This is a genomic window from Citrobacter telavivensis, from assembly GCF_041807075.1.
Lineage (GTDB): Bacteria > Pseudomonadota > Gammaproteobacteria > Enterobacterales > Enterobacteriaceae > Citrobacter_A > Citrobacter_A telavivensis.
On sequence record NZ_JBGUBF010000001.1, the window covers coordinates 1,316,754 to 1,340,432 of the forward strand.

Sequence of the window (23,679 nt, forward strand, 5' to 3'; positions counted from 1 at the left end):
CATGTATCGGCAGGGTGTTTTGAGCTATAGCAACAGGATGGGAAGGATTCCAGCGTGAAGGCAAATTAGATTCGCAGACTATTAATCGCTAAACGCGATTTGGCCTTATGCCGTAAAGGATAAGCAGGGTATGTAAAGAATTGTCTTAAAAACGCCAATCAGAAGTGACACTGTAACAACAAAGAAAGATGCAGGTATCAGAAAAGGCAGGAAAAACCTGCCTTCAGAGGGTTAGCGGAATAACGGTTTTTCCGCGACCGGAGTCAGTAACTGAGACTGCCACTGTGCCAGGGTGTGGCGGGCCAGTTCGCCGAGAGCCCGATAAAAAGGATGACCGGCGTTATCAATAAATATGTCCAGGAAGCGGGATGACCACGGGAACAGATGCCACGCCAGCAGCTGTTCGCATTCAGTGTGTCGGCCACTTTCAGCCAGCCACGCCGCCATCAGCAATAACGAACCGAAATGATCTTCGGGTTCATTTTGCGTTGCCTCGACGTGAATGCCGTTGTCGCGCATCCACTGACGCAGGGCCAGAGTGGACTCGCCAAACAGGACATTTTCGCGATCTAACCAGACGGAACCCCAGGGTGGCGACGGTAACGCATACGGCCCCACGAACAGGCGCTGAAACGCCTCGGGAAGTGATTCATCGCTGACGCGTTTAAAATCCGTCGCCAGTGGGGCCAGTACTTCCGCTGCCAGCGGCCACTGAGTCTGCCAGTCATCTGCGGTTAACGCTGATACCAGAGGGGCGGCTTCGGCGCTGTCGGGCGCGTAATAAAACAGGGCCCCCAGCACGCGTGCCGTCATCGCAAAATCATCACGTTGAGTAAAATCAGTCATCTGAAACATCCTGAAAAGTGCGGGTTTCCCCGCACGGATTTGTTAACCTGCTACCGCCATACCGACGGTCATATGCAGGCCATAAAACAGGCCACGACCTATTATTTCGCCACCAAGCACGAGGAGTAACCCCAGTAGCAACCCGGCGACATGCGGCTCTTTACGGCGTACCAGCGGGCAGATCCAGCAGCCCAGTCCGGCGGTAAGCAACACCACACGCCATACCTGCAGGGAGGCATAATCCGGTACCAGCGCAGAGGCCTGCTGAACCGAACTGTGAATCGTCGCCAGCGACATGCCTTGCAGGACAATGACACCCACGCTGACCAGCAGCGCCAGTACGCTGATACTGGCGAACACGGTTCCGCTAAAGGTGACGCGGGACGCCCGCAACAGTAATGCCGCGAACAGGGGGCCGCTGAGCAATACCGTCATGAAGAACGCCAGCGTCGTATAGCCAGTATACCAGGTCGGTACGGTATCGATCAGGTAAACACGGGTCATTGCCCAGACGAAGACGATCCCCAGCACCATGCCGAGCAGCAGCCAGAGTTTTCCCAGCGCGGGCGGCATTTTACCCAGTACGGCGACCAGCCACCAGATACCACCCACGGCGAAAAAGACTGAGCCAGCGGCGATTTCATTGCTCAACCCGGATGCGCCAATGCGGTTGAGTGAGTTGAATGCCCGCATCGGCGACCCGAGATGCACGATCGACGCCAGGAATCCCAGCCCCATCACCAGCCAGAGGAAAAACATGCTGCGAACCAGGCGTTGCCGGGCGGCGGCATCGTCTTTCATCGCAAACCAGCCAAGCCCACTGACAATCAGCGCGCCCACGACGCACTGGCCGAGTACCGTAAATAGCACCAGCGGCCATTCATGCCATCCACTTCCCATTTTACACCTCCTTCGGATTTGCCAGATAACCGGTGGTATCCCCGGTCGGACGGCTGTTGGCATTCGGTTTGATCACAATACTCGGCTTCGTGAAGTGCGCACCCGGCAGTGGCGCAACGGCAGCCAGTTCACCGTGTTTCTTACGCAGTTCGTCGATGGGGCCGAAATCCAGCGCGCGCAGCGGACAAGATTCGACACAGATCGGTTTCTTACCCTCTGCCACGCGGTCATGACAGCCGTCGCACTTGGTCATGTGACCCTTAGCGGCATTGTACTGTGGCGCGCCGTACGGGCAGGCCATATGGCAGTAGCGGCAGCCGATGCAGATATCTTCATCCACGACCACAAAACCGTCTTCCCGCTTGTGCATCGCGCCGCTCGGGCAGACCCTGGTACAGGCCGGATCTTCGCAGTGGTTGCAGGCAATAGAGAGATAGTAGGCAAAAACGTTCTGATGCCAGACGCCGTTGTCTTCCTGCCAGTCTCCGCCCGCGTATTCATAAATGCGGCGAAAGCTGACATCCGGGGTTAAATCCTTGTAGTCCTTGCAGGCCAGTTCGCAGGTTTTGCACCCGGTGCAACGGCTGGAATCGATAAAAAATCCATACTGGGTTGTCATCGGTTACTCCTTAAACCTTTTCAACCTGAACGAGATTACTGTGCGAAGGATTCCCTTTTGCCAACGGCGAAGGGCGGTGTGACGTCAGGATGTTGATGGAGCCACCGTGGTCTACCTGGTCGCCAAACATATCGGCCTTGAGCCACGCCCCCTGACCAATGGCCGTGACGCCGGGCAGAATGCGTGGCGTCACCTTGGCGGGGATCAGCATCTGACCGTTATTGTTAAATACCCGGACGGTGTCACCGTGTTGAATCCCGCGTGCGTTGGCATCAATCGGGTTAATCCAGATCTCCTGCGGGCAGGCCTGTTGCAGGACGTCAATGTTGCCATAGCTGGAGTGGGTGCGCGCTTTGTAGTGGAACCCGGTGAGCTGTAGCGGGTACGTTTTGCGGATCGGATCGTCCCAGCCGTCAAAACCGGGAGCATAGGCGGGCAGAGGATGGATTACCTCATCCGCCTTCAGTTCCCAGGTCTCGGCGAGAGTGGCCAGCCGCGCAGAGTAAATTTCAATTTTCCCTGACGGCGTTTTCAACGGGTTAGCGTTTGGATCTTCACGGAACGCGCGGAAGGCGACGTAGTGCTCCTCCGGACATTTTTTCTTGAAGATACCGGTTTGCTTCATCTCTTCGTAATCCGGCATTTCCGGATTGCGCTCTTTGGTTTTCGCATGCAGGTATTTCACCCATTCATGCTGTGAGCGTCCTTCGGTGAACGTCTGGTATACGTCAGGCCCAAGTCGGCGGGCGATTTCGCTGAGCATCCAGTAAATAGGCTTTCTTTCAAACTTCGCTGAGGTCGCGGGCTGGCCGAGGATTACATAGCCCATGTTGCCCGCAGATTCGTGGGAGATCAGATCTTCCTGCTCCGTTGGCATTAAATCTGGCAGCAGGATGTCGCAGTACTTCGCCGAGGCCGTCATGAAATGTTCAATGCCGACAATCATTTCGCACTTGCTGTCGTCCTGTAGCACCTCATGAGTATGGGCGATATTCCCGTGCTGGTTAATCAGCGTATTACTGGCGTAGCACCACATAAACTTGATGGGAACATCCAGTTTCTCTTTGCCGCGTATGCCGTCGCGTGTGGCGGTCATTTCGGTGCCATGATCGATAGCGTCAGTCCAGGTGAACACGGAGATTTGCGTTTTCACCGGGTTATCGAGCATCGAAAACCACTCCACGCCGAGATCCCAGGTGCCTTCACGTACGCCTGAGTTACCGCCGTTGATGCCGACGTTGCCGGTGAGTACCGACAGCATGGCGATAGCCCGTGCGGTTTGCTCGCCGTTGGAGTGACGCTGAGGTCCCCAGCCCTGGCAAATATAGGCCGGTTTCGCCGAGCCAATTTCACGGGCCAACTGGATGATTTTATCCGCCGGAATACTGGTGATGCGGGACGCCCACTCCGGGGTTTTGGCTATGCCGTCCGGACCTTCGCCGAGGATGTACGCCTTGTAGTGCGCGTTACGCGGCGCACCGGCAGGCAGGGTGGTTTCATCGTAACCGACGCAATATTTGTCGAGAAACGGCTTATCGACCAGATCTTCAGTAATCAACACCCAGGCGATTGCTGCCGCCAGCGCGCCGTCCGTGCCGGGACGGATGGGCAGCCATTCATCTTCGCGTCCGGCGGCGGTGTCGTTATAACGCGGATCGATAACGATCATTCGCGCATTGGAACGTTCACGCGCCTGTTCGACGTAGTAAGTGACGCCGCCGCCGCTCATACGGGTTTCCGCAGGGTTGTTACCAAACATCACCACCAGTTTCGTATTGGCAATGTCATCAGGGCTGTTGCCATCGTTGCTGCCAAACATGTAGCTCATAGCGGCGCTGATCTGCGCGGTGCTGTAACTGCCGTAACGGCTAAGGTAGCCGCCGCAGGAGTTCATCAGACGGTAAGGGACATTGGAGTTGGTAATGTTTCCGCCGTCGACGCCGGTACCGTACAGCACGTGGACCGCCTCGTTGCCATACTCTTTGAGGATCCGCTTCAGGTTGTCGCCGACGATATCCAGCGCTTCGTCCCAGGTGATGCGTTCAAACTTGCCTTCACCGCGTTTGCCGACGCGTTTCATCGGGTATTTCAGCCTGTCGGGGTGATTCATGCGTCGACGTATCGAGCGACCGCGCAAGCAGGCGCGAACCTGATGGTTGCCATACTCATCGTTGCCGGTGGTGTCAGACTCCACCCAATAAACCGTGTCATCTTTGACGTGCAGACGCAGCAGGCAACGGCTTCCGCAGTTAACGGTACAGGAACTCCAGACCGCTTTTTCTTCGACCGGCGCAGGCGTCATGCCGTCTGCGGCGCGCGCGAGCCGGGTGAAAGGGAGGGTGAAAGCGCTGCTGGCAAGCGCAAGGCTGCCAATAGCGGATGATTTCACCAGACTACGGCGACTGATACTGGCCGTCATGAGGGCCTCAGGCGTGGTGATTTTCATGGTTGCTCACTTTGCTAATGTCAAAAACTGACCTGGTTGCGTTCCTGTTTCCGGGAACAGCCATTCCTTTGTTTTCTGTATTAAACGGTGTGGTGCAGGCGGTGTTGTGCTGATGCCACACCGTTAAACAGATCGTTGTATATTGATTTCTATATCGATATCAGAGACATATTAAAGAGGAATGAATTTTACCCCTTAATGAGTAGGGGTTATTAATCCATATCAAAGTGAGGGAAACCCTCCGTTGCCGGAGGGCGAAAAACAGGCGGAATTACTGCGGCTCGGTGTTGGCACCTTCCTGAGAAGGCGTGGTGCTGGCAGGTGCATTACCACTGCTGGTTCGGGTATAGAGAATTTTATGCGTGTCGTTGGCACAGTGACCGACAACCTGTGAGTCCGGTTGGTCGGCCTGATCGTTTGGCACAATACTCAGGGTGAAATTGGCCTCCGGCACGCCGTTATTGATGATGCGCTGCTCAATATCACTCTTTACGCGTTCGCAGGAGTCAGGGACGGCGAACACCAGCGGGGAGGCGCTCAGCAGTACACATGTCAGTATTCCTCGGGAAAATTTCATCATCAGCTCCATTGTTGAGATGCACCGATTAAGCATAGCATTGATAGTGTAAGCAATTGTCATTGCCAGCAACCTGTTGAAGAATCGGAAAGATCTCTCTTTTCCCCAAAAGCAAAAAACCCGACGGTGTCAGGGTTTATGAGAAATCCCCGCGTCGCCACGGGGGAAGGGACTAGAAGCTGTATTTCAGCCCCAGCATACCTTGCATATCGCTGTAGCCGTTGTCGCCAATCTGTTGGGCAACGTTGCCCCACAGGGTGACATTTTTCGTCAGTTGACCTTCAACACCGGCTTTCAGTTCAGCTATGTTGCGGCTGCCTTTCACTTCGCTGTTGATGTCATCCATTTGCACGCTGTAATTCTGCGTGTTGTGGATCCAGTTGGCTTCGACAAACGGTTGGAAGGTACGTCCTTTACTGTCATCAATTGCGTTATGCCCTTGCAGGTACGCTTTGACGCCCAGGCGCGTTTGCAGATTGCCGTCGGTTTTATCCACCACCCGGGTACCATTTTTCTCAACGTGCGTATCGGCCTGCACGTCCATCCAGGTCACCTGGACTTTAGGTTGAATGTACAGCGCGTTACGCTCGCTGAGTTCGGCCAGTTTCCAGGTATAGCCCGTTTCGACAGAGGCGGTGATACCGTCTGAGTCATACTTTTCAGACGCCAGTCCCTGTCCAGAGACGGTGTTGTCAAACCAGTTGTAGAGCATCCAGCCATCAACATAAGCCCCGGTTTTATCGGCGTCGTTGGCATACCAGGTGCCGTACAGACCGGCGCTGTAGCCGCTGATTTCCCCACGAGAAGAGTATCCGGTCAGACTGGAATGACTGCGGCTCTTGCTGTTGGCGTAACCGGCCATCAGACCCAGATGCCAGCGATCCAGGCCGTCGGTGCTCCATTGTGCGATGTCACCGCCCAGTTGCATCACATAGCGGTTGCTCTGGGTGCTTATCTGCCCGGAACCGTCCTTGAAGCGGTTATGTCCGCCGATGTGGCGCATCCACAGGCTGGTCACCTTCCGCTCGCCGGTTAACGCGTCGGTGTACTGGGTTTCACCCAGACGATCGTGGAGGCGGGTGGTGAACAGCGTGTTGGCGGCAAGGGTGTTTGCCAGATAGCTGCCGGTTTCCGGGCGATACTGGTGTTTACCTTCCGGGGCGGCAGGAGTCTCCGGAACCGGCTGTTCCGGTGATGCTGGCGCGGGCTCATCCGGCGGTAATGGCTGCGGAATGGCCTCGCTGGTCAGATGCCAGTTCTGATTGTTTTTCTTGACTATATTGTAGTCGTATGCGCCCGCGACGATACGACCTTCTTTAACAAAGGTCCCGTTGGATGCACCTTCGACTTCCACGATGGGGATGCCTTCTACCGTCTGCGAACCGCCACCGCCGGCGTTGGTGACGCTGACACGCGTGGTGCCGCTGGTATCACCACGAACAACCAGCTTATCGGTCGCCGAAAGGTCATCGCCTAATACGGTGCGTAAGGCCAGCAGACCGTTGTTGCCCGTGTAATTGCCGTTGATGGTTAACGTGGTCGGGCTAAAGGCCGCTTTCACTCGCGGTGGGGAAGAGAGTGTTGTCGTGCCTGCCAGTGCCAGCGAGTTCAGGGTTTGCGAATAGCCATTAAGATCCAGACTGGCACCGTCGTTAACGATGTAATCTGACGCGGCGCTAAACGTATTCTCCGCACCTGCACGAAGCGTCCCTCTGGAGACAAGCGTGTTGCCGCTGTAGGTATTGGCCCCGGTCAGCGTGGTCACCCCTGAGCCGACGTGGTTGACTTCACCTGTGCCATAAATCTGAGATGCCAGCAGGAAGTCAGGACTGAAGTGGTTAAAGTTCAGAATCGCGGTTTTTTGACCGTTGGTGTTACCCAGCCAGATTCGTGGTGTGTCAATCTTACCCGCTGCCTGTTCGGCTTCGCCCTGCGCGCCGCCGATATTTAAAATCCCGGTACTGCCGTTGCCATAGGCCAGGCGGATCAACGAGCCGGATTTGACCGTTGCGCCGTTGCTGACGGTGAGATAACCTTTGCCGGTGTTATTGCTTGTGTAAATGCCACCCAGGTTAATTTCCGTAGCGACATCCAGAATTGAGTTTGCCCCGTCTATCCGTACAACCCCTGTACCATCGCCGACGTCAAAGTCGGCTACGCCAAGATAACCAATTATCATATGACTTGCGGAGGAGAGCTTACCGCCGTTGGTAATGACTAATTGACCGTGGCCCCGGAGGCCAACGACGGTCTGGTAATTGGTAATGGAGGAATTCGCGCCGTCAATGGTCACAGCCCCTCTGGCGTCGATGTAGGAATCGCCAATAAGTAAATTGTTAAGACCGATGATTTTACTGCCGTTTAGCACATTCAGCGTACCGGAACCATTACCCAGTCCAAGCTGGATATGCCAGTTATTCGTTCTCCAGGTGGCGCCATTGGTCAAGGTGACGGTACCGGTCCCCCCGTAACCAATGATAGTCCCTTCGGCAACAATGATATCCCGACCATCAATAATCAATGTCCCGACTCCGGTACTCCCAACGGTTACTGCACGAACCTGATTCCAGTTACTGCCGGTATTTTCGGTTGAGGAAAGGGTGAGAGAGTCATTATTATCGATAATGAGATCGCTCGTGATGTCCGTCGGAGGCGTCACGGTTAACAGATTGATATTATCCACATTCGCTGCGGCGGCAGTTTGTACTGCGAAGGCAATAGCGATTGCCAGAATTGATTTTGGGTGGTGCGATTTTTTAATATTCATAATTGTCTCTTCCATAAGAGAGAGCCTGGTATACGAAATGATATTTGTTATGAAGAACAATCTCTTAGTGTATGTGATGAGCGAAATACATTTTATAAAAATAAATTGTTTTCTCTAAGGCATATTTTATTTGCATGATCTAGCATTGAGAAATGGTTTTATCGACTAATTATTGCGTTCTCCAATAGGTTCTATCTATTTAATATTGCTTTCATTTTCTTATATAAGATCTTAAATGTTTTTTTTGCCAGAAACGTATCTTATTAAGGACGTTTAAAATATTAGGAATAGTGCAAATAATTATCCTTATACAAGGAGATAATATGCGCAGAGGATGAGTAATTTTTATTGCAGGCTGAATGACTAATTCGCTAGTCATTTGTCAGGGCATCATTGCTTAAATGCGGCGTGCGTGATGATTTAGGAATTTTGCGAAAATCTAATACACAATTGTTTGATTTCGATCAAATGTCGCATTTGAGATACGTAAAATTTGAGTGCGATTTTCTCAGAATTTTTCCGCCAGGCGTTATGTCCAGTTGGCTTCTGTCGTTTTCGCTTTGCTGGAGTGTAAACGATAGTCTTTGCTACTATATCTGTAGATCATCCTTTTCTTTCGGGGAAGCTGTGAAAAAACAGATATCTCTTTTCGTGCTCGGTACTTTGCTGGTGGGATGTGACAACGGTACGGTACCGCTCTCCTTTACGCCGGAAATGGCCAGTTTCTCTAATGAGTTTGATTTTGACCCTTTGCGCGGGCCGGTAAAGGACTTCAGCCAGACGTTGCTCAATGAGAAGGGCGAAGTGGCGAAGCGCGTCAACGGTACGCTGTCTGAGGAAGGCTGTTTTGACTCGCTGGAGCTGCACGATCTTGAAAACAATACCGGCGTGGCGCTGGTGCTGGATGCGAACTTTTATCGCGATGCCGAAACGCTGGAGAAAAAGGTGCGCCTGCAGGGGAAATGTCAGCTCGCGGAACTGCCTTCAGCCGGCGTCGTCTGGGATACCGATGATAATGGCTTTGTGGTCGCGGCGACCGGAAAAGAGATGAAAGTCCAGTATCGCTATGATGCCGAAGGTTATCCGCTCGGCAAGACTACCGTCAGCAAGGACCAGACGCTATCCGTCAGCGCAAAACCTTCGACCGATCCGCGTAAGAAGCTTGATTATACGGCGGTAAGTCTGCTTAACGATCGCCCTCTGGGGAACGTTAAGCAAACCTGTGATTATGACCGTCATGCCAATCCCACGGACTGTACGCTGGTGATCGTTGATGAAAGCGTCAAGCCTGCGGTCGAGCACAATTACACAATCAAAAATACCATCGATTACTACTAAGATGACCGCGCAGCGATTACTGCGCGGTAGGTTTCAACATCGCCGTACCGGGCGACCGATGTTCCGCCAGGTACTGATGCTGGAAGATACACATCCGGATAGTATTGCGGTATTCACCATTAATAAAGAATTCATGAATCAGTTCACCTTCAACCATAAAGCCCAGCTTACGGTAGATATGGATCGCTTTTTCGTTCTCTTTATCAACGATGAGGTACAGCTTATAGAGGTTAAGTACGGTAAATCCGTAGTCCATCGCCAGCCTGGCGGCACGTGAGGCGAGACCTTTTCCCTGATACTCCGGGGAAATAATGATCTGAAATTCGGCCCGACGATGGACATGGTTGATTTCAACCAGTTCGACCAGTCCCGCTTTTTCACCGTCGCATTCGACAACGAAACGGCGTTCGCTCTGATCGTGAATGTGCTTATCGTAAAGATCGGACAACTCGACGAAGGCCTCATAAGGCTCTTCAAACCAGTAGCGCATCACGCTGGCATTGTTATCGAGTTGATGGACAAAACGTAAATCTTCACGCTCCAGCGGGCGTAGCTTGACACTGAGGGCGCTTGTCATACCAAATCCTTAATGTCTCGTTTAGTTCTCTGTATCAGGGGGCAACCACGCGACCGGTGCGGCGATCCAGACAGCGCAGGGTGTTCGGCTCCCAGTACGCATTCAGATTGGCACTCTGCTCGCAGCTATCGCGGTTATCAAAAGCGGCATCCGCTTTATCCCACTCTTTTTCCGCGCGCTTGTTAATTTTCTGACGCAGGCTACGTGTGTCATCCCATTGCTCTTTTTGCATGGCTGCCTGCTGACGGCTCAGGGCGCTGTCACCGGATTCGATCACCAGTCGACTGGTCTCAGCCTGCGCGGTCGCGGTGTAGACGACGGCACTCAGCAGCAGCATTGCCGTCAGGCACAGGCGTTTGCGAAGCGTAATGTTCATGGCAAGTTCCTTTTATGAGCGACGCAAAAAGCATCATTGACAGGCAAATTCTACACCATTCCTCGCACAGGGCATACCCGCCGGAAGGTTATGGATAAGTTCAGGCAATTATGACGTATCATGCCTGAACCTCAGGTAAATGAACGATACAGATGATCAAAACGACGCTGCTTTTTTTTGCCACCGCACTTTGCGAAATTATCGGCTGCTTTCTCCCCTGGCTCTGGCTAAAGCGGGGGGCTACCGCCTGGCTGCTGTTACCCGCGGGCGTTGCGCTGGCGCTGTTTGTCTGGCTGTTGACGCTGCATCCTGCCGCCAGTGGTCGGGTGTATGCTGCGTATGGCGGCGTTTATGTTTGTACTGCGCTTATCTGGCTGCGCGTGGTGGATGGCGTAAAGCTCAGCGTGTATGACTGGAGCGGGGCGCTCATCGCGCTCAGCGGAATGCTGATTATTGTGGCGGGATGGGGACGCGGATAAGCGCCTCTTTTTTGTGATCGCCTGGTGATTTTTTGATCATCATACTTGTATGGTAGTTATAGGGAGAATAAATTTCTTGCATCACTAATTTGATGTAAGGAAAACGCATGGAAAGTATAGTGATTCAACAGCCAAATAAATTATGCATTGAACAGCGGCCATTACCTTTACCAAAACCTGGAGAAGTGAGGATTAAGGTAAAAATAGCAGGGATCTGCGGGTCGGATAGTCATATATATCGTGGACATAATCCTTTTGCGCAATATCCTCGCGTCATTGGTCATGAGTTCTATGGCATTATTGATGCAATTGGCGAGGGCGTGGAGAATAAACGCGCTGGCGAACGTGTGGTGGTGGATCCCGTAATAAGTTGCGGTGTTTGTTATCCCTGCACTGTTGGCAAACCCAATGTTTGTACCTCTTTAACGGTATTAGGTGTTCATCGGGATGGTGGCTTCAGTGAATATGTCACGGTTCCGGAAAGTAATGTTTATTGTATTCCGGATTCGATTAGCGACCGACAGGCAGTAATGGTTGAACCCTTTACGATTGCCGCGAATGTCACGGGCCAGATTGCGCCAACAGAAAATGATGTTGCCTTAATATACGGCGCCGGTCCGATGGGGTTAACCACCGTCCAGGCGCTTAAAGGGGTATATCAGGTCAAAACGGTGATTGTTGTTGACCGGATTGACGCGCGCCTGGCAATGGCGAAAGCGTGCGGGGCCGATGAAACGATGAATAATGCCCGGCGGTCATTAGCGGAATATCTGGCACAGAAGGGCATCAGACCGACGCTGATTATCGATGCGGCCTGCCATCCCACCATCCTGTCTGAAGCCATTGGCCTGGCATCACCTGCGGCGCGTATTGTGATAATGGGTTTTTCCAGTGACCCTTGTCAGATAATCCAACAGGGGATTACCGGAAAAGAGCTCACGATTTTCTCATCCCGACTGAACGCACATAAATTTCCAACCGTTATTGAGTGGATGCAAAATAAATTAATCGACCCTGATAAATTAATCACGCATCAGTTTGACTATCGACAGGTCATCGACGCAATAACGCTATTCGAAACCGATCAGCAGAGCTGTTGTAAAGTATTACTCACCTTTTCCGCTTAAAATTAATTCATGCGATGGATTCCTGACGATTCGGGTATTCCGTGGTACGCATTTACTCTGTAGAGACAGACGATATGAATACAACAACGCATGAAAGAAGCACCCGGGATCTGGTGCGCGCCGCGGTTTCCGGTTGGTTAGGCACCGCATTAGAATTTATGGACTTTCAGTTATATTCTCTGGGTGCCGCACTGGTTTTCCATGAAATATTTTTCCCGGAACAATCGGCGGCAATGGCGTTAATTCTCGCAATGGGAACTTACGGCGCAGGCTATATCGCCCGCATTATCGGGGCCTTCTTTTTTGGCAAAATGGGGGACAGGATCGGGCGTAAGAAGGTGCTGTTTATTACCATCACGTTAATGGGAATGTGTACGACCTTAATCGGTATACTTCCGACTTATGCGCAGATAGGCATTTTTGCACCCGTGCTGTTGGTGACATTACGTATTATTCAGGGACTCGGGGCCGGGGCGGAAATATCCGGAGCCGGAACCATGCTCGCAGAATATGCGCCAGTCGGTAGGCGGGGAATTATTTCATCACTGGTCGCTATGGGAACAAACTGCGGCACGCTCAGCGCGACCGCGATTTGGGCGGTGATGTTCTTTGCGCTCGATCGTGAAGCCTTGCTGGCATGGGGTTGGCGAATTCCATTTCTGGCGAGCGTCGTCGTCATGATTTTTGCGATCTGGCTGCGGTTGAATCTGAAAGAAAGTCCCGTCTTCGAGCAGGTCAATGAAGGAGACGCACCGGCGACAGCCTCACAGGAGGCGATTTCAATGGGAACGATGTTTACCAGTAAATCTTTCTGGCTGGCAACGGGATTACGCTTTGGTCAGGCCGGTAACTCGGGGCTGATCCAGACGTTTCTTGCCGGATATCTGGTGCAGACGCTGCTGTTCAATAAGGCCATCCCGACGGATGCGCTGATGATAAGTTCGGTGATTGGTTTTATCACTATCCCGCTACTGGGATGGTTATCCGACAAATTTGGTCGTCGTTTACCGTATATCGTGCTGAATATCTCGGCGATTATTCTCGCATACCCAATGTTATCCATCGTGGTGGATAACACTTACCAACCGGGCGTGATTATGACGGCTCTGATCGTCATTCATAACGTCGCGGTGCTGGGATTATTTGCTCTGGAAAACATTACGATGGCTGAAATATTTGGCTCACGTAATCGCTTTACCCGCATGGCGATCGCCAAAGAAGCAGGGGGACTGGTGGCGGTCGGCTTTGGACCGGTGCTGGCAGGGATTTTCTGCAACATGACGGGAAACTGGCTGCCAATTCTGGTGATGATCGTGATTTATTCCCTGATTGGTCTGCTCTCTGCATTCCTGATGCCAGAAGTGTGCGACCGCGATCTGCGGATACCGGAAGATGCCGCGCAGCCGGTGACCGGGAATCGGCGTTCTGCGACAGCCAGTCGCGTCTGACCTCCTTAAATAGTGACGGTTCCTGTCCTTCAGGGCCGTCTTTTCACCCTTTCTGAATGCAGCATTCCATGCCATAACCCGCGAGTTTTGTGATCTGCTCAGAAAAACAGATCATTTATACTTGTATGGTAGTATGTGAATTGCGTAGATTCTCTCCATCACCACACAGAACCAGGAAGAAAAAATGAAGATTGTAGGGGCTGAGGTTTTTGTCACCTGTCCGGGGCGTAACTTTGTCACGTTGAAGATTACGACCGAGGACGGCATCACCGGTCTGGGAGACGCAACGCTGAATGGACGTGAGCTGTCCGTCGCGTCGTACCTGAAAGATCATCTTTGCCCGCAGTTAATCGGCCGTGATGCCCATCGCATCGAAGATATCTGGCAGTTCTTTTATAAGGGGGCGTACTGGCGTCGCGGACCGGTGACCATGTCTGCCATCTCCGCCGTCGACATGGCGCTGTGGGATATCAAAGCCAAAGCCGCCAACATGCCGCTGTATCAGTTGCTCGGTGGCGCATCTCGCGAAGGCGTGATGGTTTACTGCCACACCACGGGTCATACCGTTGATGATGTGCTGGAAGACTATGCGCGTCATAAAGAGATGGGATTCAAAGCCATTCGCGTACAGTGCGGCGTGCCGGGCATGAAAACCACCTACGGCATGGCGAAGGGGAAAGGGCAGGCTTATGAACCGGCGACTAAAGGGCAGTGGCCGGAAGAACAACTGTGGTCAACCGAAAAATATCTCGATTTCACGCCGAAACTGTTCGAGGCGGTGCGCAATACGTTCGGCTTTAACGAACACCTGTTACACGACATGCACCACCGTCTGACGCCCATAGAAGCGGCGCGCTTTGGTAAAAGCATCGAAGATTATCGTCTTTTCTGGATGGAAGATCCGACGCCTGCCGAGAATCAGGAGTGCTTCCGACTGATTCGTCAGCATACGGTGACCCCGATTGCCGTCGGTGAAGTCTTTAACAGCATCTGGGACTGCAAGCAGCTTATTGAAGAACAGCTCATCGATTACATCCGGGCCACGATCACCCACGCGGGCGGGATTACCGGCATGCGTCGTATCGCCGACTTCGCCTCTCTGTATCAGGTACGTACAGGATCGCACGGACCATCCGATCTTTCTCCGGTCTGTATGGCCGCTGCGCTGCACTTTGACCTGTGGGTTCCGAACTTTGGCGTTCAGGAGTACATGGGCTATTCCGAGCAGATGCTGGAAGTGTTCCCGCACAACTGGACCTTTGACAACGGCTATATGCATCCGGGCGAGAAGCCGGGACTGGGTATCGAGTTCGATGAAAAGCTGGCCGCGAAATATCCCTATGACCCCGCCTATTTGCCGGTTGCCCGGCTTGAAGATGGCACCTTGTGGAATTGGTAAAAAACCTATTTCGATTCACGCAGGAGAAATAACATGGGCTTCATTAACGATCGCTTTATGATTGGCAATGAAGTCGGTGTTCGGCTCTATCAGGATATCGCTAAAGATCTGCCGATCATCGATTATCATTGCCATCTTGAAGCAAAAGACATTTACGAAAATCACGCATTTGATGATATTACCCAACTCTGGCTGGCGGGTGATCATTATAAATGGCGGGCGATGCGGGCAAACGGCATCGACGAGAGTTTTATTACCGGCAATGCCAGCGCGGAGGAAAAATTTCAGGCATGGGCTGAAACCGTGGAAGCGGCATTTGGCAATCCGCTGTATCACTGGACGCATCTGGAATTAAATCACTATTTTGATTGTCAGCTTATGCTTGACAGTCATAACTGGCGTGAAGTGATGGATCACTGTAACCGGCTTATTAAGCTGGCTGATTTTAAACCGCGCCGCTTAATGGAACGCTCCAGGGTTGAAGTGATTTGTACAACCGATGCCCCCCTCGATTCTCTGGAATACCATCGTCTGCTCCAGCAGGACGACACGTTTGCCATTAAGGTATTACCTACCTTCCGTCCGGACGATGTCTTTAATGAGGATGCCGTACAGTTTTCGCAGTTTACGGCAAAACTTGGGCAGTTAACGCAGATTGAGATTACGACGTTCGAGCAGTTCAGCGCGGCGCTGAGCAAACGTATTGCCTGGTTCCATGAGGCAGGGTGCCGTATTTCTGATCATGGTCCGATAGCTATTGACTATCAGGCAGCCGAACCGTCCCGCGTGAATCAACTTTTTATGCGCAAAGCCTCTGGTGAGACGCTGAAAAAAGAAGAAGAGCGACAGCTGAGCAGCGCTATTTTTGTCATGTTGGCCAGACACTACAAAGCATCAGGCTGGGCGATGCAAATCCATTTTGGCGCGATTCGCAATAACAATAGTCGGATGCGTCAACAACTGGGGATTAATACAGGTTTTGACTCGATAAACGATCAGTCGAATCTGGCGATGTCTCTGAATCAGTTACTGGATGCGATGGCGCGGGAAAACGCGCTGCCAAAAACCATCCTGTATAACCTGAACGCTGTCTATAACGACGTTGTGGCGACAACCATCGCTAATTTCCAGAGTGCCGAACATGGGGTGAAATCACCAATGCAGTTTGGTTCCGGTTGGTGGTTTAACGACACCCGACGTGGCATGGAAAATCAACTGAACAGTCTGGCCGATCAGGGATTGTTGATGCATTTTGTTGGCATGCTTACGGATTCGCGCAGTTTTGTTTCCTACACCCGTCATGACTATTTCCGCAGGATCCTGTGCAATCTGATCGGGGGATGGGTTGAGAAAGGTGAAGTACCCGACAATAAAGAGATTCTGGCACGAATGATCAGAAATATTTGTCACGATAACGCTAATAACTATTTTAAATTCTAATACTCTCCGGTGAGGATAGAACATGACTCGTACCAATAGAAAAATAACCATTCCGGTCAGTATCGGCTACGGACTGACGGATATAATGGGGGGAGGCGCGTTTACCGTTATTGGCGCCTGGCTACTCTTCTTCTACACCACTTTTGTCGGCCTGTCGCCGGTAGAGGCTGCTGCCATCGTGGCGATTGCGCGAATTGTCGATGCTATTGTCAGTTTGTTTATGGGATCATTTACCGACCATTTCTATAAGAATGCGTTAGGTAAACGCTTTGGCAGAAGACGTTTTTTCCTGCTGATCGGCGCGCCATTGATGCTGGTCTATATTCTGTTGTGGGTCACCGGAATGAATTTCTGGTTCTATCTTTCGGTCTACCTTGCCTTTGAAATTATCGCGGCAATGGTATTAATCCCGTGGGAAACATTACCGTCGGAAATGACCAAAGATTTTAATTCCCGAACCAAACTTTCTACCTGTCGTATGTTCCTCTCTGCATCCGGGACATTTTTGGCGACCTTTATTCCGGGACTGCTAATCGGTTATTTTGGCGAACAAGATCCTAATGCCTATTTTATTAATGGCGTTGTATTTGCCGTCATGTTTATGCTGTGCGTCTTTATCTCCTGGAAAGTGACCTGGGAACGCGAGTTAACCCCAGAAATGCTGCAGGAACTGGAACGTAGCAATCAACCCTCCACGTTTGCTGAGAAAGTCGTGAAGGTTGGACAGCTCTTTAAAGATTATGCGTCAACGCTGAAAGTACGTGCTTTCCGTAAACATCTGGCGATCTACCTGTTCTCGTTTACGGCGAAAGACGTCTACAACACGGTCTTTGTTTTTTTCTGCGTCTATTGCCTTAACGTGTCGTCATCGCTGGCGGGAACGTTGCTGTCGATGAGCATTGTGGGACTGCCGGTTACCTTACTGGCAGGAGTAGGGATCATCAAGTACGGTCCGTCTCGCCTCTACATTTTTGCCTATACATTAATGATGCTCTGTCTGGGCGGACTGTTTATGGTTTACCAGTTCCCGACAGACAGCAAAGTCACCTTGCTGGTGATCCTTGCCGCACTGTATCAGGTTGGGCGCTGCGTACTTGAGTTTACGCCCTGGAACGTGTTCCCCTTTATTCCTGATATTGACGAGATGATCACCCGTCAGCGCCGTGAAGGTTTATTCGCTGCAGTGATGACGTTTTCGCGCAAAACAACCGTAGCAATCGCCACCTTTATTGTGGGATTGATGCTGCAAAACGGTGGGTTTGTGAAGGGTAGTCAGGTGCAACCCGAGCAGGCCATCAATACCATAGCGACACTCCTCTTTGCCGGTACCGCTGGTTTACTGATTCTGGCGCTCTGGCAGGCAGTGACATTCCATCTGAACAAACAGACCCACAAAATCTTTGTTGATGAGGTGGATCGTTTAAAAGCTAACGGCGCTAAACAGGATGTGGATCCTGAGACCCGCCGAGTAGTAGAGGATCTGACGGGCTACAACTACGACACGCTGTGGTGCGACGCGCAACCTCAGGTTGCAAAATCCGCTAAACCGGTCACCACGCAGAGTTAATGGATGGACAGTCCTGGTCGTGAATATCAAATCACCAGGGCTGTCACATAACTTCCAAATGATGTTATACCAATTAGCAAAATATTAATTCAAATCAAAACATACAACCATACAGGCGTTACTCTGGGACCGTCCTGATTTCATTCAAAGTAGGTCATACAATGCAAAACAAGCTCTTAACGGCAAAGGCGACGCTTCCTGACTACGATCGCAACCGACTGATCCCGCGTATTGTTCATCTTGGTTTTGGTGCTTTCCACCGTGCGCACCAGGGCGTCTATACCGATATTCTGGCAGCAGAGCACAACAGCGACTGGGGATACTGCGAAGTAAACCTAATCGGCGGCGAGCAACAAATCGCCGATCTCAAGCAGCAGGATAATCTCTATACCGTGGCGGAAATGTCTGCCGATGCCTGGACGGCGAGAGTCGTGGGCGTGGTGAAAAAGGCGCTGCATGCTCAGGTTGACGGGCTGGAGAGCGTGCTGGCGGCGATGTGTGAACCGCAGGTTGCCATTGTTTCACTGACGATTACTGAGAAAGGGTATTGCCACTCCCCGGCAACCGGACAACTGATGCTGGATCATCCAATGATCGCCGCCGATCTGCAAAACCCTCATCAGCCGAAATCTGCGCCAGGCGTGGTGGTTGAAGCGCTGGCGCGTCGCAAAGCCGCGGGTTTAGCGGCCTTTACCGTGATGTCCTGCGACAACATGCCGGAAAACGGTCACGTGATGCGTAACGTGGTCACCGCCTATGCACGCGCAGTGGATGCTGAACTGGCCGCCTGGATCGAACAACACGTCACGTTCCCGTCGACGATGGTTGACCGTATCGTTCCGGCCGTCACCGCCGACACGCTGGATAAAATCGAAAAACTGACCGGTGTGCGCGATCCGGCGGGCGTGGCCTGCGAGCCGTTCCGCCAGTGGGTGATTGAAGATAATTTTGTTGCCGGTCGTCCGCAGTGGGAAAAAGCGGGGGCAGAACTGGTCTCTGACGTGATCCCGTTTGAAGAGATGAAACTGCGTATGCTTAACGGCAGCCACTCATTCCTCGCTTATCTGGGTTATCTTGCAGGGTATCAGCATATCAACGACTGCATGGGGGATGAAAATTACCGCGTGGCGGCCCGCGCGCTGATGCTTAACGAGCAGGCGCCGACGCTGAAAGTGCAGGGGGTGGATCTCACGCATTATGCCGATCTCCTTATCGAACGCTACAGCAACCCGGCGCTGCGTCACCGTACCTGGCAGATTGCGATGGACGGTAGCCAGAAACTACCCCAGCGGATGCTGGATTCTGTGCGCTGGCATCTGGCGCACAACAGCCGTTTTGATTTACTGGCGCTGGGCGTGGCGGGCTGGATGCGCTATGTCGGCGGCGTGGACGAGCAGGGAAATGCCATTGAAGTGAACGATCCGCTGTTGCCGGTGATCCAACAGGCAGTGCAAAACAGTGCGGAAGGTGAAAGCCGCGTTGAGGCACTGCTGGGTATTGACGCGATCTTTGGTAACGAACTGCCGCAAGTGGCGTTGTTCACGCAGGCGGTGAAAGAGGCGTATCGGACGTTGCTGGCGGATGGGGCGAAAGCCACCGTGGCAAAATATGCGGCAAAAGTGAAGTAACTGCCTCAGGACTGCCGGATAATCAAGGCATTATCCGGCACTCACACCATTAGTTCATGCCGAGCCGAATCAGTTCTACCGGGGCAAATTTGCCTTCACAGCCTTCCACTTCGACTGTTTTTTCACGACGAATTTGCGCCGCATCCCGGCCCTCGGTATCAATCGCTTTGATGCGACCGGTATGGCCGGTGCCACTGATCATCACACGGCTACCTGTGGTGATTGCGTTACGGTTACGATCGTATGTCATCATGGTATTTTCTCCTTTCTAACTTACCGTCAAAGCCCGTGGGCTCAGGTCCCACGTAACGGGCGCTATATAAATACGCTTATCAGTCAGGATTTTTTTTGTTTTTGATCAATCTCACATCTTTTTTGATGCGGACATGCAGGGAAGAAAACGAGGAAACCTCATCTCACAGGAGATGAGGTGGGGGAATTACTCTTCGCTGAACCAGTCACTGTTTTCCTGGCGGATCAACAGGACCGATTCGCCAATTTCTTGCAGATGTTGGGTCATTGCCTGCTCGACGGCATCGGCGTCGTGCTTTTCCAGTGCGGCAAAAATATCGAGGTGCTGACGGAGTAACATTTCCGGCGGGGAAACGTGATCAAGGCTCATGTAACGCACGCGGTCGATAGTGGCCTTGATATTTTCGATGGTGTCCCATGCCAGTTGGCAGTCGGCAATGGTTGCCAGCTTCTGGTGGAAATTGTCATCCAGCTCGAAGAAATCATTCAGCTGCTTGCGCTCAATGGCAATCCGCTGTTGATTGAGATTCTGCTCAAGCTGATAGCACTGACTGTCGGTGATTTGGGCTGCGGCCCGCCGCGCCACTGCGCATTCGATAGCCTGGCGGACAAAACAGCCGTTTCGCACCTGCGAGAGGGAGATCTTGTTGACGTAGCTGCCGCGCTGCGGGCGGATCTGGATCAATCCGTTTTCCGCGAGCTTAATAAACGCTTCGCGCACCGGTTGACGAGAGACATCGAAGCGTACAGACACCTCTTTTTCGGACAGCGGCGTGCCTGGCGCAATGAGGCAGTGCACGATGTCACGGCGAAGAATGCGATAAATCTGCTGATTTACGGGCTGTGTAGGGTTGAGTTGCGTTTCGACGGTCATTCGCTCTTACTTTTTAAAAAGTTAACCCACAAATTCTACCACTTTTTTGTCGCGAGCTATACCCGGCCCGCAGGCCGGGAGGCAAAATTAACCGCGGTGAACGCTCAGTCCGGCAAATGACTGCGTCACAGGCATCATTTCTACCGTATTGATGTTCACATGGGCAGGCAGGGTGGCAACCCACCAGACTGCTTCGGTCACATCTTCCGGCGTCAGCGCCGTGGTGTTCTCATAGGTTTTGCCCGCTTTGTTGTCATCGCCTTTAAAGCGCACGTTGGAAAACTCAGTACCGCCCACCAGACCCGGTTCGATATCCGTGACGCGAACCGCCGTACCGTGCAGATCGGTACGCAGATTCAGGCTAAACTGACGAACAAACGCTTTGGTCGCGCCATAGACGTTACCGCCGGCATAAGGCCAACTGCCTGCCGTAGAGCCAATATTGATGATATGACCCCGGTTACGCTCTACCATGCCCGGCAGGACGGCGCGGGTCATGTAAACCAGCCCTTTGTTGTTGGTATCGATCATGGTTTCCCAGTCTTCCACACTGGCTTTATGCGCAGGTTCCAGGCCCAGCGCCAGACCGGCGTTATTGACCAGCAGGTCGATATCACGCCACCCGGCAGGCAATGACGCCAGCATCTCCTCAATGGCCGCGCGGTTGCGGACATCCAGTTGCGCGGTCAGCACGTTATCACCCAGCGACTCTTTTAACTCTTGCAGGCGTTCCTGGCGACGGCCAGTGGCAATGACTTTATGCCCGTTCTCAACAAAACGACGTGTAATGCATTCACCAAAACCTGCTGTTGCTCCGGTTACTAAAACGATCATCTCACTGTTCCTCAACGCTTTTTACGTTTAACTACCATAGCACGCGATCCGCCCACGCGGGTAATCCTGGTTTTACAGGATTGCGGTCTTTTACCCTGAAGCCTACTCTATTGAACAAATCGTTTTCAGGAGTGAAAGATGTCGTTAACGAATCCGTTCTTTAGCCACAGCCTGTTACCGTATCAGGCACCCCGTTTTGATCTGATTGAAGTCAGTCATTATCGTCCCGCATTTGATGAAGGGATGAAGCAAAAGCGGGACGATATCGCCGTGATTATCGCTAACCGCGATGCGCCGGATTTTACCAATACCGTTCTCGCGCTGGAGAAAAGCGGTGAACTGTTGACCCGCGTTACCAGTGTCTTCTTTGCCATGACCGCCGCGCATACCAATGAGCAACTTCAGCGTCTCGATGAGGCGTTTTCCGCCGAGCTCGCGGAACTGGCGAATGATATCTGGCTTAACAGTGCGCTATTTTCCCGTGTCGACCACGTCTGGCAGCATCGTGATGCGCTGGGACTCGACAGCGAATCCGTGCGTCTGATTGAGGTGACGCATCAGCGCTTTGTCCTTGCTGGTGCGCAACTGAGCGACGCCGACAAAATGCAGCTCCGGGCACTTAATACCGAAGCGGCGACGCTCACCAGCCAGTTTAACCAGCGTCTGCTGGCGGCGAATAAATCCGGTGGTCTGGTGGTGGACTATGCCCATCAGCTGGAGGGACTCAGTGCGGAAGAGGTAGCCAGCGCGCGTCAGGCGGCGAGTGAAAAAGGGCTAACCGAGGGATGGCTCATTCCGCTACTGAATACGACCCAACAGCCGGCGTTAAGCGTGCTGCGCGATCGTCAGACGCGGGAGAATCTGTTTAACGCCGGGTGGCGTCGCGCGGAGAAAGGGGACGACAATGACACGCGAGCGCTGATTCAGCGACTGGTCACCCTTCGGGCCCGTCAGGCGCAACTGTTGGGCTTTGCGGATTACGCGTCGTGGAAAATCGCCGATCAGATGGCAAAAACGCCAGACGCCGCACTGGCGTTTATGCGCGCAATCGTTCCTGCCGCACGTCAGCGGGCGTTGAATGAACTGGCCGATATTCAGCAGGTCATTGATGACGAACAGGGCGGGTTTAGCGCGCAGGCCTGGGACTGGTCGTTTTATGCCGAGCAGGTGCGCCGCGCGAAATATGCGTTAGATGAATCACAGCTAAAACCTTATTTTGAACTGGATACCGTTCTGCACGAAGGGGTGTTCTGGACCGCCAACCAACTCTTTGGCATCAAATTCATCGAGCGCTTTGATATTCCGGTCTACCATCCGGATGTGCGCGTCTGGGAAATCTTCGATCATAACGGCGTCGGACTGGCGCTTTATTACGGTGATTTCTTTGCCCGTGATTCGAAAAGCGGCGGTGCCTGGATGGGCAATTTTGTCGAGCAGTCGACGCTCAACGAAACCCAACCGGTTATCTACAACGTCTGCAATTATCAGAAGCCCGCGGCGGGACAGCCCGCGCTGTTACTCTGGGATGATGTCATCACGCTGTTCCATGAGTTCGGTCATACCCTGCACGGGCTGTTTGCCTCACAGCGTTATGCCACGCTCTCCGGCACCAATACGCCGCGTGATTTCGTTGAATTTCCATCGCAGATCAACGAACACTGGGCGAGCCACCCGGCGGTATTTGGGCGCTACGCCCGCCATTATGCTACCGGCGAGAAAATGCCAGAGGCGCTACAGGACAAAATGCGTAAGGCAAGCCTGTTCAATAAAGGCTATGACATGAGCGAACTGCTCAGCGCCGCGCTGCTGGATATGGGCTGGCACAGGCTGTCTGTTGAAGCATCGAGCCAGCCGGTCGAGTCGTTTGAAAAGCAACTGCTGGCGGCAGAGCAACTCAGTCTTCCGGCGGTACCGCCGCGCTATCGCAGCAGCTATTTTGCGCATATTTTTGGCGGGGGTTACGCGGCAGGCTATTACGCCTATCTCTGGACGCAGATGCTGGCGGATGACGGCTTTCAGTGGTTTGTGGAGCAGGGTGGGCTGACGCGCGAGAACGGTCAGCGTTTCCGCGAGGCGATCTTATCGCGGGGCAACAGTGAAGATTTAGAGCATCTTTACCCGGGCTGGCGAGGAAATGAACCGCAGATCGACCACATGCTCAAACACCGTGGCCTGGCGGGATAAG

Annotated in this window: 20 protein-coding genes; 9 read left to right on the forward strand and 11 right to left on the reverse strand. The window is 52.7% G+C overall.

Going from position 1 to position 23,679, the window contains the following annotated elements:
• Positions 1 to 231: 231 nt before the first annotated feature.
• From dmsD to ACERJC_RS06365, 6 genes are all read right to left on the reverse strand, one after another.
• Positions 232 to 846: a Tat proofreading chaperone DmsD gene (gene dmsD / locus ACERJC_RS06340; RefSeq protein ID WP_373671280.1), complete on the reverse strand. Its 615-nt coding sequence runs from the start codon at positions 844 to 846 to the stop codon at positions 232 to 234.
• 42 nt (positions 847 to 888) lie between these two features.
• Positions 889 to 1,746 carry a dimethyl sulfoxide reductase anchor subunit family protein gene (locus ACERJC_RS06345; RefSeq protein WP_152404783.1) on the reverse strand — a complete coding sequence of 286 codons (858 nt, stop codon included), beginning with the start codon at positions 1,744 to 1,746 and terminating at the stop codon, positions 889 to 891.
• A 1-nt stretch (position 1,747) separates the two neighbouring features.
• A complete protein-coding gene (gene dmsB / locus ACERJC_RS06350) occupies positions 1,748 to 2,365 on the reverse strand; it encodes a dimethylsulfoxide reductase iron-sulfur subunit DmsB (RefSeq protein WP_286633224.1) in 618 nt (205 codons plus the stop codon).
• A 10-nt stretch (positions 2,366 to 2,375) separates the two neighbouring features.
• Positions 2,376 to 4,811, reverse strand: a complete 2,436-nt coding sequence (ynfF, locus tag ACERJC_RS06355; RefSeq protein WP_373671281.1) for a selenate/tellurate reductase subunit YnfF — start codon at positions 4,809 to 4,811, stop codon at positions 2,376 to 2,378.
• Between the two features lie 271 nt (positions 4,812 to 5,082).
• On the reverse strand, positions 5,083 to 5,391 hold the full coding sequence (locus tag ACERJC_RS06360; protein WP_371894767.1) for a DUF1161 domain-containing protein: 309 nt from the start codon (positions 5,389 to 5,391) through the stop codon (positions 5,083 to 5,085).
• A 169-nt stretch (positions 5,392 to 5,560) separates the two neighbouring features.
• Positions 5,561 to 8,155 (reverse strand): autotransporter outer membrane beta-barrel domain-containing protein, encoded by a 2,595-nt coding sequence (locus tag ACERJC_RS06365; RefSeq protein WP_373671282.1) that lies wholly within the window; start codon positions 8,153 to 8,155, stop codon positions 5,561 to 5,563.
• A gap of 627 nt (positions 8,156 to 8,782) precedes the next feature.
• On the opposite strand from ACERJC_RS06365, the gene ACERJC_RS06370 reads away from it, so the two are divergent.
• The gene (locus tag ACERJC_RS06370; protein ID WP_373671283.1) at positions 8,783 to 9,493 is read left to right on the forward strand and encodes a YnfC family lipoprotein; all 711 of its coding nucleotides are present in this window, start codon (positions 8,783 to 8,785) and stop codon (positions 9,491 to 9,493) included.
• Between the two features lie 16 nt (positions 9,494 to 9,509).
• Here ACERJC_RS06370 and speG read toward each other — a convergent pair whose 3' ends face one another.
• Together speG and ACERJC_RS06380 are read right to left on the reverse strand one after the other, a co-directional pair.
• Positions 9,510 to 10,070 carry a spermidine N1-acetyltransferase gene (speG, locus tag ACERJC_RS06375; protein ID WP_152404777.1) on the reverse strand — a complete coding sequence of 187 codons (561 nt, stop codon included), beginning with the start codon at positions 10,068 to 10,070 and terminating at the stop codon, positions 9,510 to 9,512.
• A gap of 34 nt (positions 10,071 to 10,104) precedes the next feature.
• Positions 10,105 to 10,446: a DUF1283 family protein gene (locus ACERJC_RS06380; protein WP_152404776.1), complete on the reverse strand. Its 342-nt coding sequence runs from the start codon at positions 10,444 to 10,446 to the stop codon at positions 10,105 to 10,107.
• Between the two features lie 152 nt (positions 10,447 to 10,598).
• Between ACERJC_RS06380 and ACERJC_RS06385 the strand changes: the two genes are divergently transcribed.
• The 7 genes from ACERJC_RS06385 to ACERJC_RS06415 all read left to right on the forward strand — a co-directional run bounded on the left by ACERJC_RS06385 (position 10,599) and on the right by ACERJC_RS06415 (position 19,534).
• Positions 10,599 to 10,925, forward strand: a complete 327-nt coding sequence (locus tag ACERJC_RS06385; protein ID WP_152404775.1) for a YnfA family protein — start codon at positions 10,599 to 10,601, stop codon at positions 10,923 to 10,925.
• A gap of 107 nt (positions 10,926 to 11,032) precedes the next feature.
• The gene (locus ACERJC_RS06390) at positions 11,033 to 12,052 is read left to right on the forward strand and encodes a Zn-dependent oxidoreductase (RefSeq protein WP_373671284.1); all 1,020 of its coding nucleotides are present in this window, start codon (positions 11,033 to 11,035) and stop codon (positions 12,050 to 12,052) included.
• 74 nt (positions 12,053 to 12,126) lie between these two features.
• On the forward strand, positions 12,127 to 13,500 hold the full coding sequence (locus ACERJC_RS06395) for an MFS transporter (RefSeq protein ID WP_373671285.1): 1,374 nt from the start codon (positions 12,127 to 12,129) through the stop codon (positions 13,498 to 13,500).
• A gap of 184 nt (positions 13,501 to 13,684) precedes the next feature.
• Positions 13,685 to 14,899, forward strand: a complete 1,215-nt coding sequence (gene rspA / locus ACERJC_RS06400) for a starvation-sensing protein RspA (RefSeq protein ID WP_042319132.1) — start codon at positions 13,685 to 13,687, stop codon at positions 14,897 to 14,899.
• Between the two features lie 33 nt (positions 14,900 to 14,932).
• The gene (gene uxaC / locus ACERJC_RS06405) at positions 14,933 to 16,339 is read left to right on the forward strand and encodes a glucuronate isomerase (RefSeq protein ID WP_373671286.1); all 1,407 of its coding nucleotides are present in this window, start codon (positions 14,933 to 14,935) and stop codon (positions 16,337 to 16,339) included.
• A gap of 22 nt (positions 16,340 to 16,361) precedes the next feature.
• Entirely contained in the window at positions 16,362 to 17,906 is a 1,545-nt protein-coding gene (locus ACERJC_RS06410) for an MFS transporter (protein ID WP_373671287.1), read from the forward strand.
• A 161-nt stretch (positions 17,907 to 18,067) separates the two neighbouring features.
• On the forward strand, positions 18,068 to 19,534 hold the full coding sequence (locus tag ACERJC_RS06415; RefSeq protein ID WP_373671288.1) for a mannitol dehydrogenase family protein: 1,467 nt from the start codon (positions 18,068 to 18,070) through the stop codon (positions 19,532 to 19,534).
• Between the two features lie 49 nt (positions 19,535 to 19,583).
• Here the strand turns inward: ACERJC_RS06415 and ydfZ are convergent, their stop codons facing one another.
• The 3 genes from ydfZ to ydfG all read right to left on the reverse strand — a co-directional run bounded on the left by ydfZ (position 19,584) and on the right by ydfG (position 21,494).
• A complete protein-coding gene (gene ydfZ, locus ACERJC_RS06420; protein WP_046480602.1) occupies positions 19,584 to 19,787 on the reverse strand; it encodes a putative selenium delivery protein YdfZ in 204 nt (67 codons plus the stop codon).
• Positions 19,788 to 19,973: 186 nt separating this feature from the next.
• Positions 19,974 to 20,660: a GntR family transcriptional regulator gene (locus ACERJC_RS06425; protein ID WP_152404767.1), complete on the reverse strand. Its 687-nt coding sequence runs from the start codon at positions 20,658 to 20,660 to the stop codon at positions 19,974 to 19,976.
• A gap of 87 nt (positions 20,661 to 20,747) precedes the next feature.
• The gene (ydfG, locus tag ACERJC_RS06430) at positions 20,748 to 21,494 is read right to left on the reverse strand and encodes a bifunctional NADP-dependent 3-hydroxy acid dehydrogenase/3-hydroxypropionate dehydrogenase YdfG (protein ID WP_046480605.1); all 747 of its coding nucleotides are present in this window, start codon (positions 21,492 to 21,494) and stop codon (positions 20,748 to 20,750) included.
• A gap of 138 nt (positions 21,495 to 21,632) precedes the next feature.
• On the opposite strand from ydfG, the gene dcp reads away from it, so the two are divergent.
• Complete coding sequence (dcp, locus tag ACERJC_RS06435; protein WP_373671289.1) at positions 21,633 to 23,678, forward strand: peptidyl-dipeptidase Dcp; 2,046 nt, start codon at positions 21,633 to 21,635, stop codon at positions 23,676 to 23,678.
• Position 23,679: the final 1 nt, after the last annotated feature.

Coding starts and splice junctions, on each gene's coding strand:
- ydfZ (WP_046480602.1), bottom strand. CDS start 19,787: ATGATGACATACGATCGTAACCGTAACGCAATCACCACAGGTAGCCGT.
- ACERJC_RS06395 (WP_373671285.1), top strand. CDS start 12,127: ATGAATACAACAACGCATGAAAGAAGCACCCGGGATCTGGTGCGCGCC.
- ydfG (WP_046480605.1), bottom strand. CDS start 21,494: ATGATCGTTTTAGTAACCGGAGCAACAGCAGGTTTTGGTGAATGCATT.
- ACERJC_RS06390 (WP_373671284.1), top strand. CDS start 11,033: ATGGAAAGTATAGTGATTCAACAGCCAAATAAATTATGCATTGAACAG.
- rspA (WP_042319132.1), top strand. CDS start 13,685: ATGAAGATTGTAGGGGCTGAGGTTTTTGTCACCTGTCCGGGGCGTAAC.
- ACERJC_RS06425 (WP_152404767.1), bottom strand. CDS start 20,660: ATGACCGTCGAAACGCAACTCAACCCTACACAGCCCGTAAATCAGCAG.
- ACERJC_RS06410 (WP_373671287.1), top strand. CDS start 16,362: ATGACTCGTACCAATAGAAAAATAACCATTCCGGTCAGTATCGGCTAC.
- uxaC (WP_373671286.1), top strand. CDS start 14,933: ATGGGCTTCATTAACGATCGCTTTATGATTGGCAATGAAGTCGGTGTT.
- ACERJC_RS06345 (WP_152404783.1), bottom strand. CDS start 1,746: ATGGGAAGTGGATGGCATGAATGGCCGCTGGTGCTATTTACGGTACTC.
- dcp (WP_373671289.1), top strand. CDS start 21,633: ATGTCGTTAACGAATCCGTTCTTTAGCCACAGCCTGTTACCGTATCAG.
- ACERJC_RS06360 (WP_371894767.1), bottom strand. CDS start 5,391: ATGATGAAATTTTCCCGAGGAATACTGACATGTGTACTGCTGAGCGCC.
- ACERJC_RS06385 (WP_152404775.1), top strand. CDS start 10,599: ATGATCAAAACGACGCTGCTTTTTTTTGCCACCGCACTTTGCGAAATT.
- dmsD (WP_373671280.1), bottom strand. CDS start 846: ATGACTGATTTTACTCAACGTGATGATTTTGCGATGACGGCACGCGTG.
- ACERJC_RS06365 (WP_373671282.1), bottom strand. CDS start 8,155: ATGAATATTAAAAAATCGCACCACCCAAAATCAATTCTGGCAATCGCT.
- ACERJC_RS06380 (WP_152404776.1), bottom strand. CDS start 10,446: ATGAACATTACGCTTCGCAAACGCCTGTGCCTGACGGCAATGCTGCTG.
- dmsB (WP_286633224.1), bottom strand. CDS start 2,365: ATGACAACCCAGTATGGATTTTTTATCGATTCCAGCCGTTGCACCGGG.
- ynfF (WP_373671281.1), bottom strand. CDS start 4,811: ATGAAAATCACCACGCCTGAGGCCCTCATGACGGCCAGTATCAGTCGC.
- speG (WP_152404777.1), bottom strand. CDS start 10,070: ATGACAAGCGCCCTCAGTGTCAAGCTACGCCCGCTGGAGCGTGAAGAT.
- ACERJC_RS06415 (WP_373671288.1), top strand. CDS start 18,068: ATGCAAAACAAGCTCTTAACGGCAAAGGCGACGCTTCCTGACTACGAT.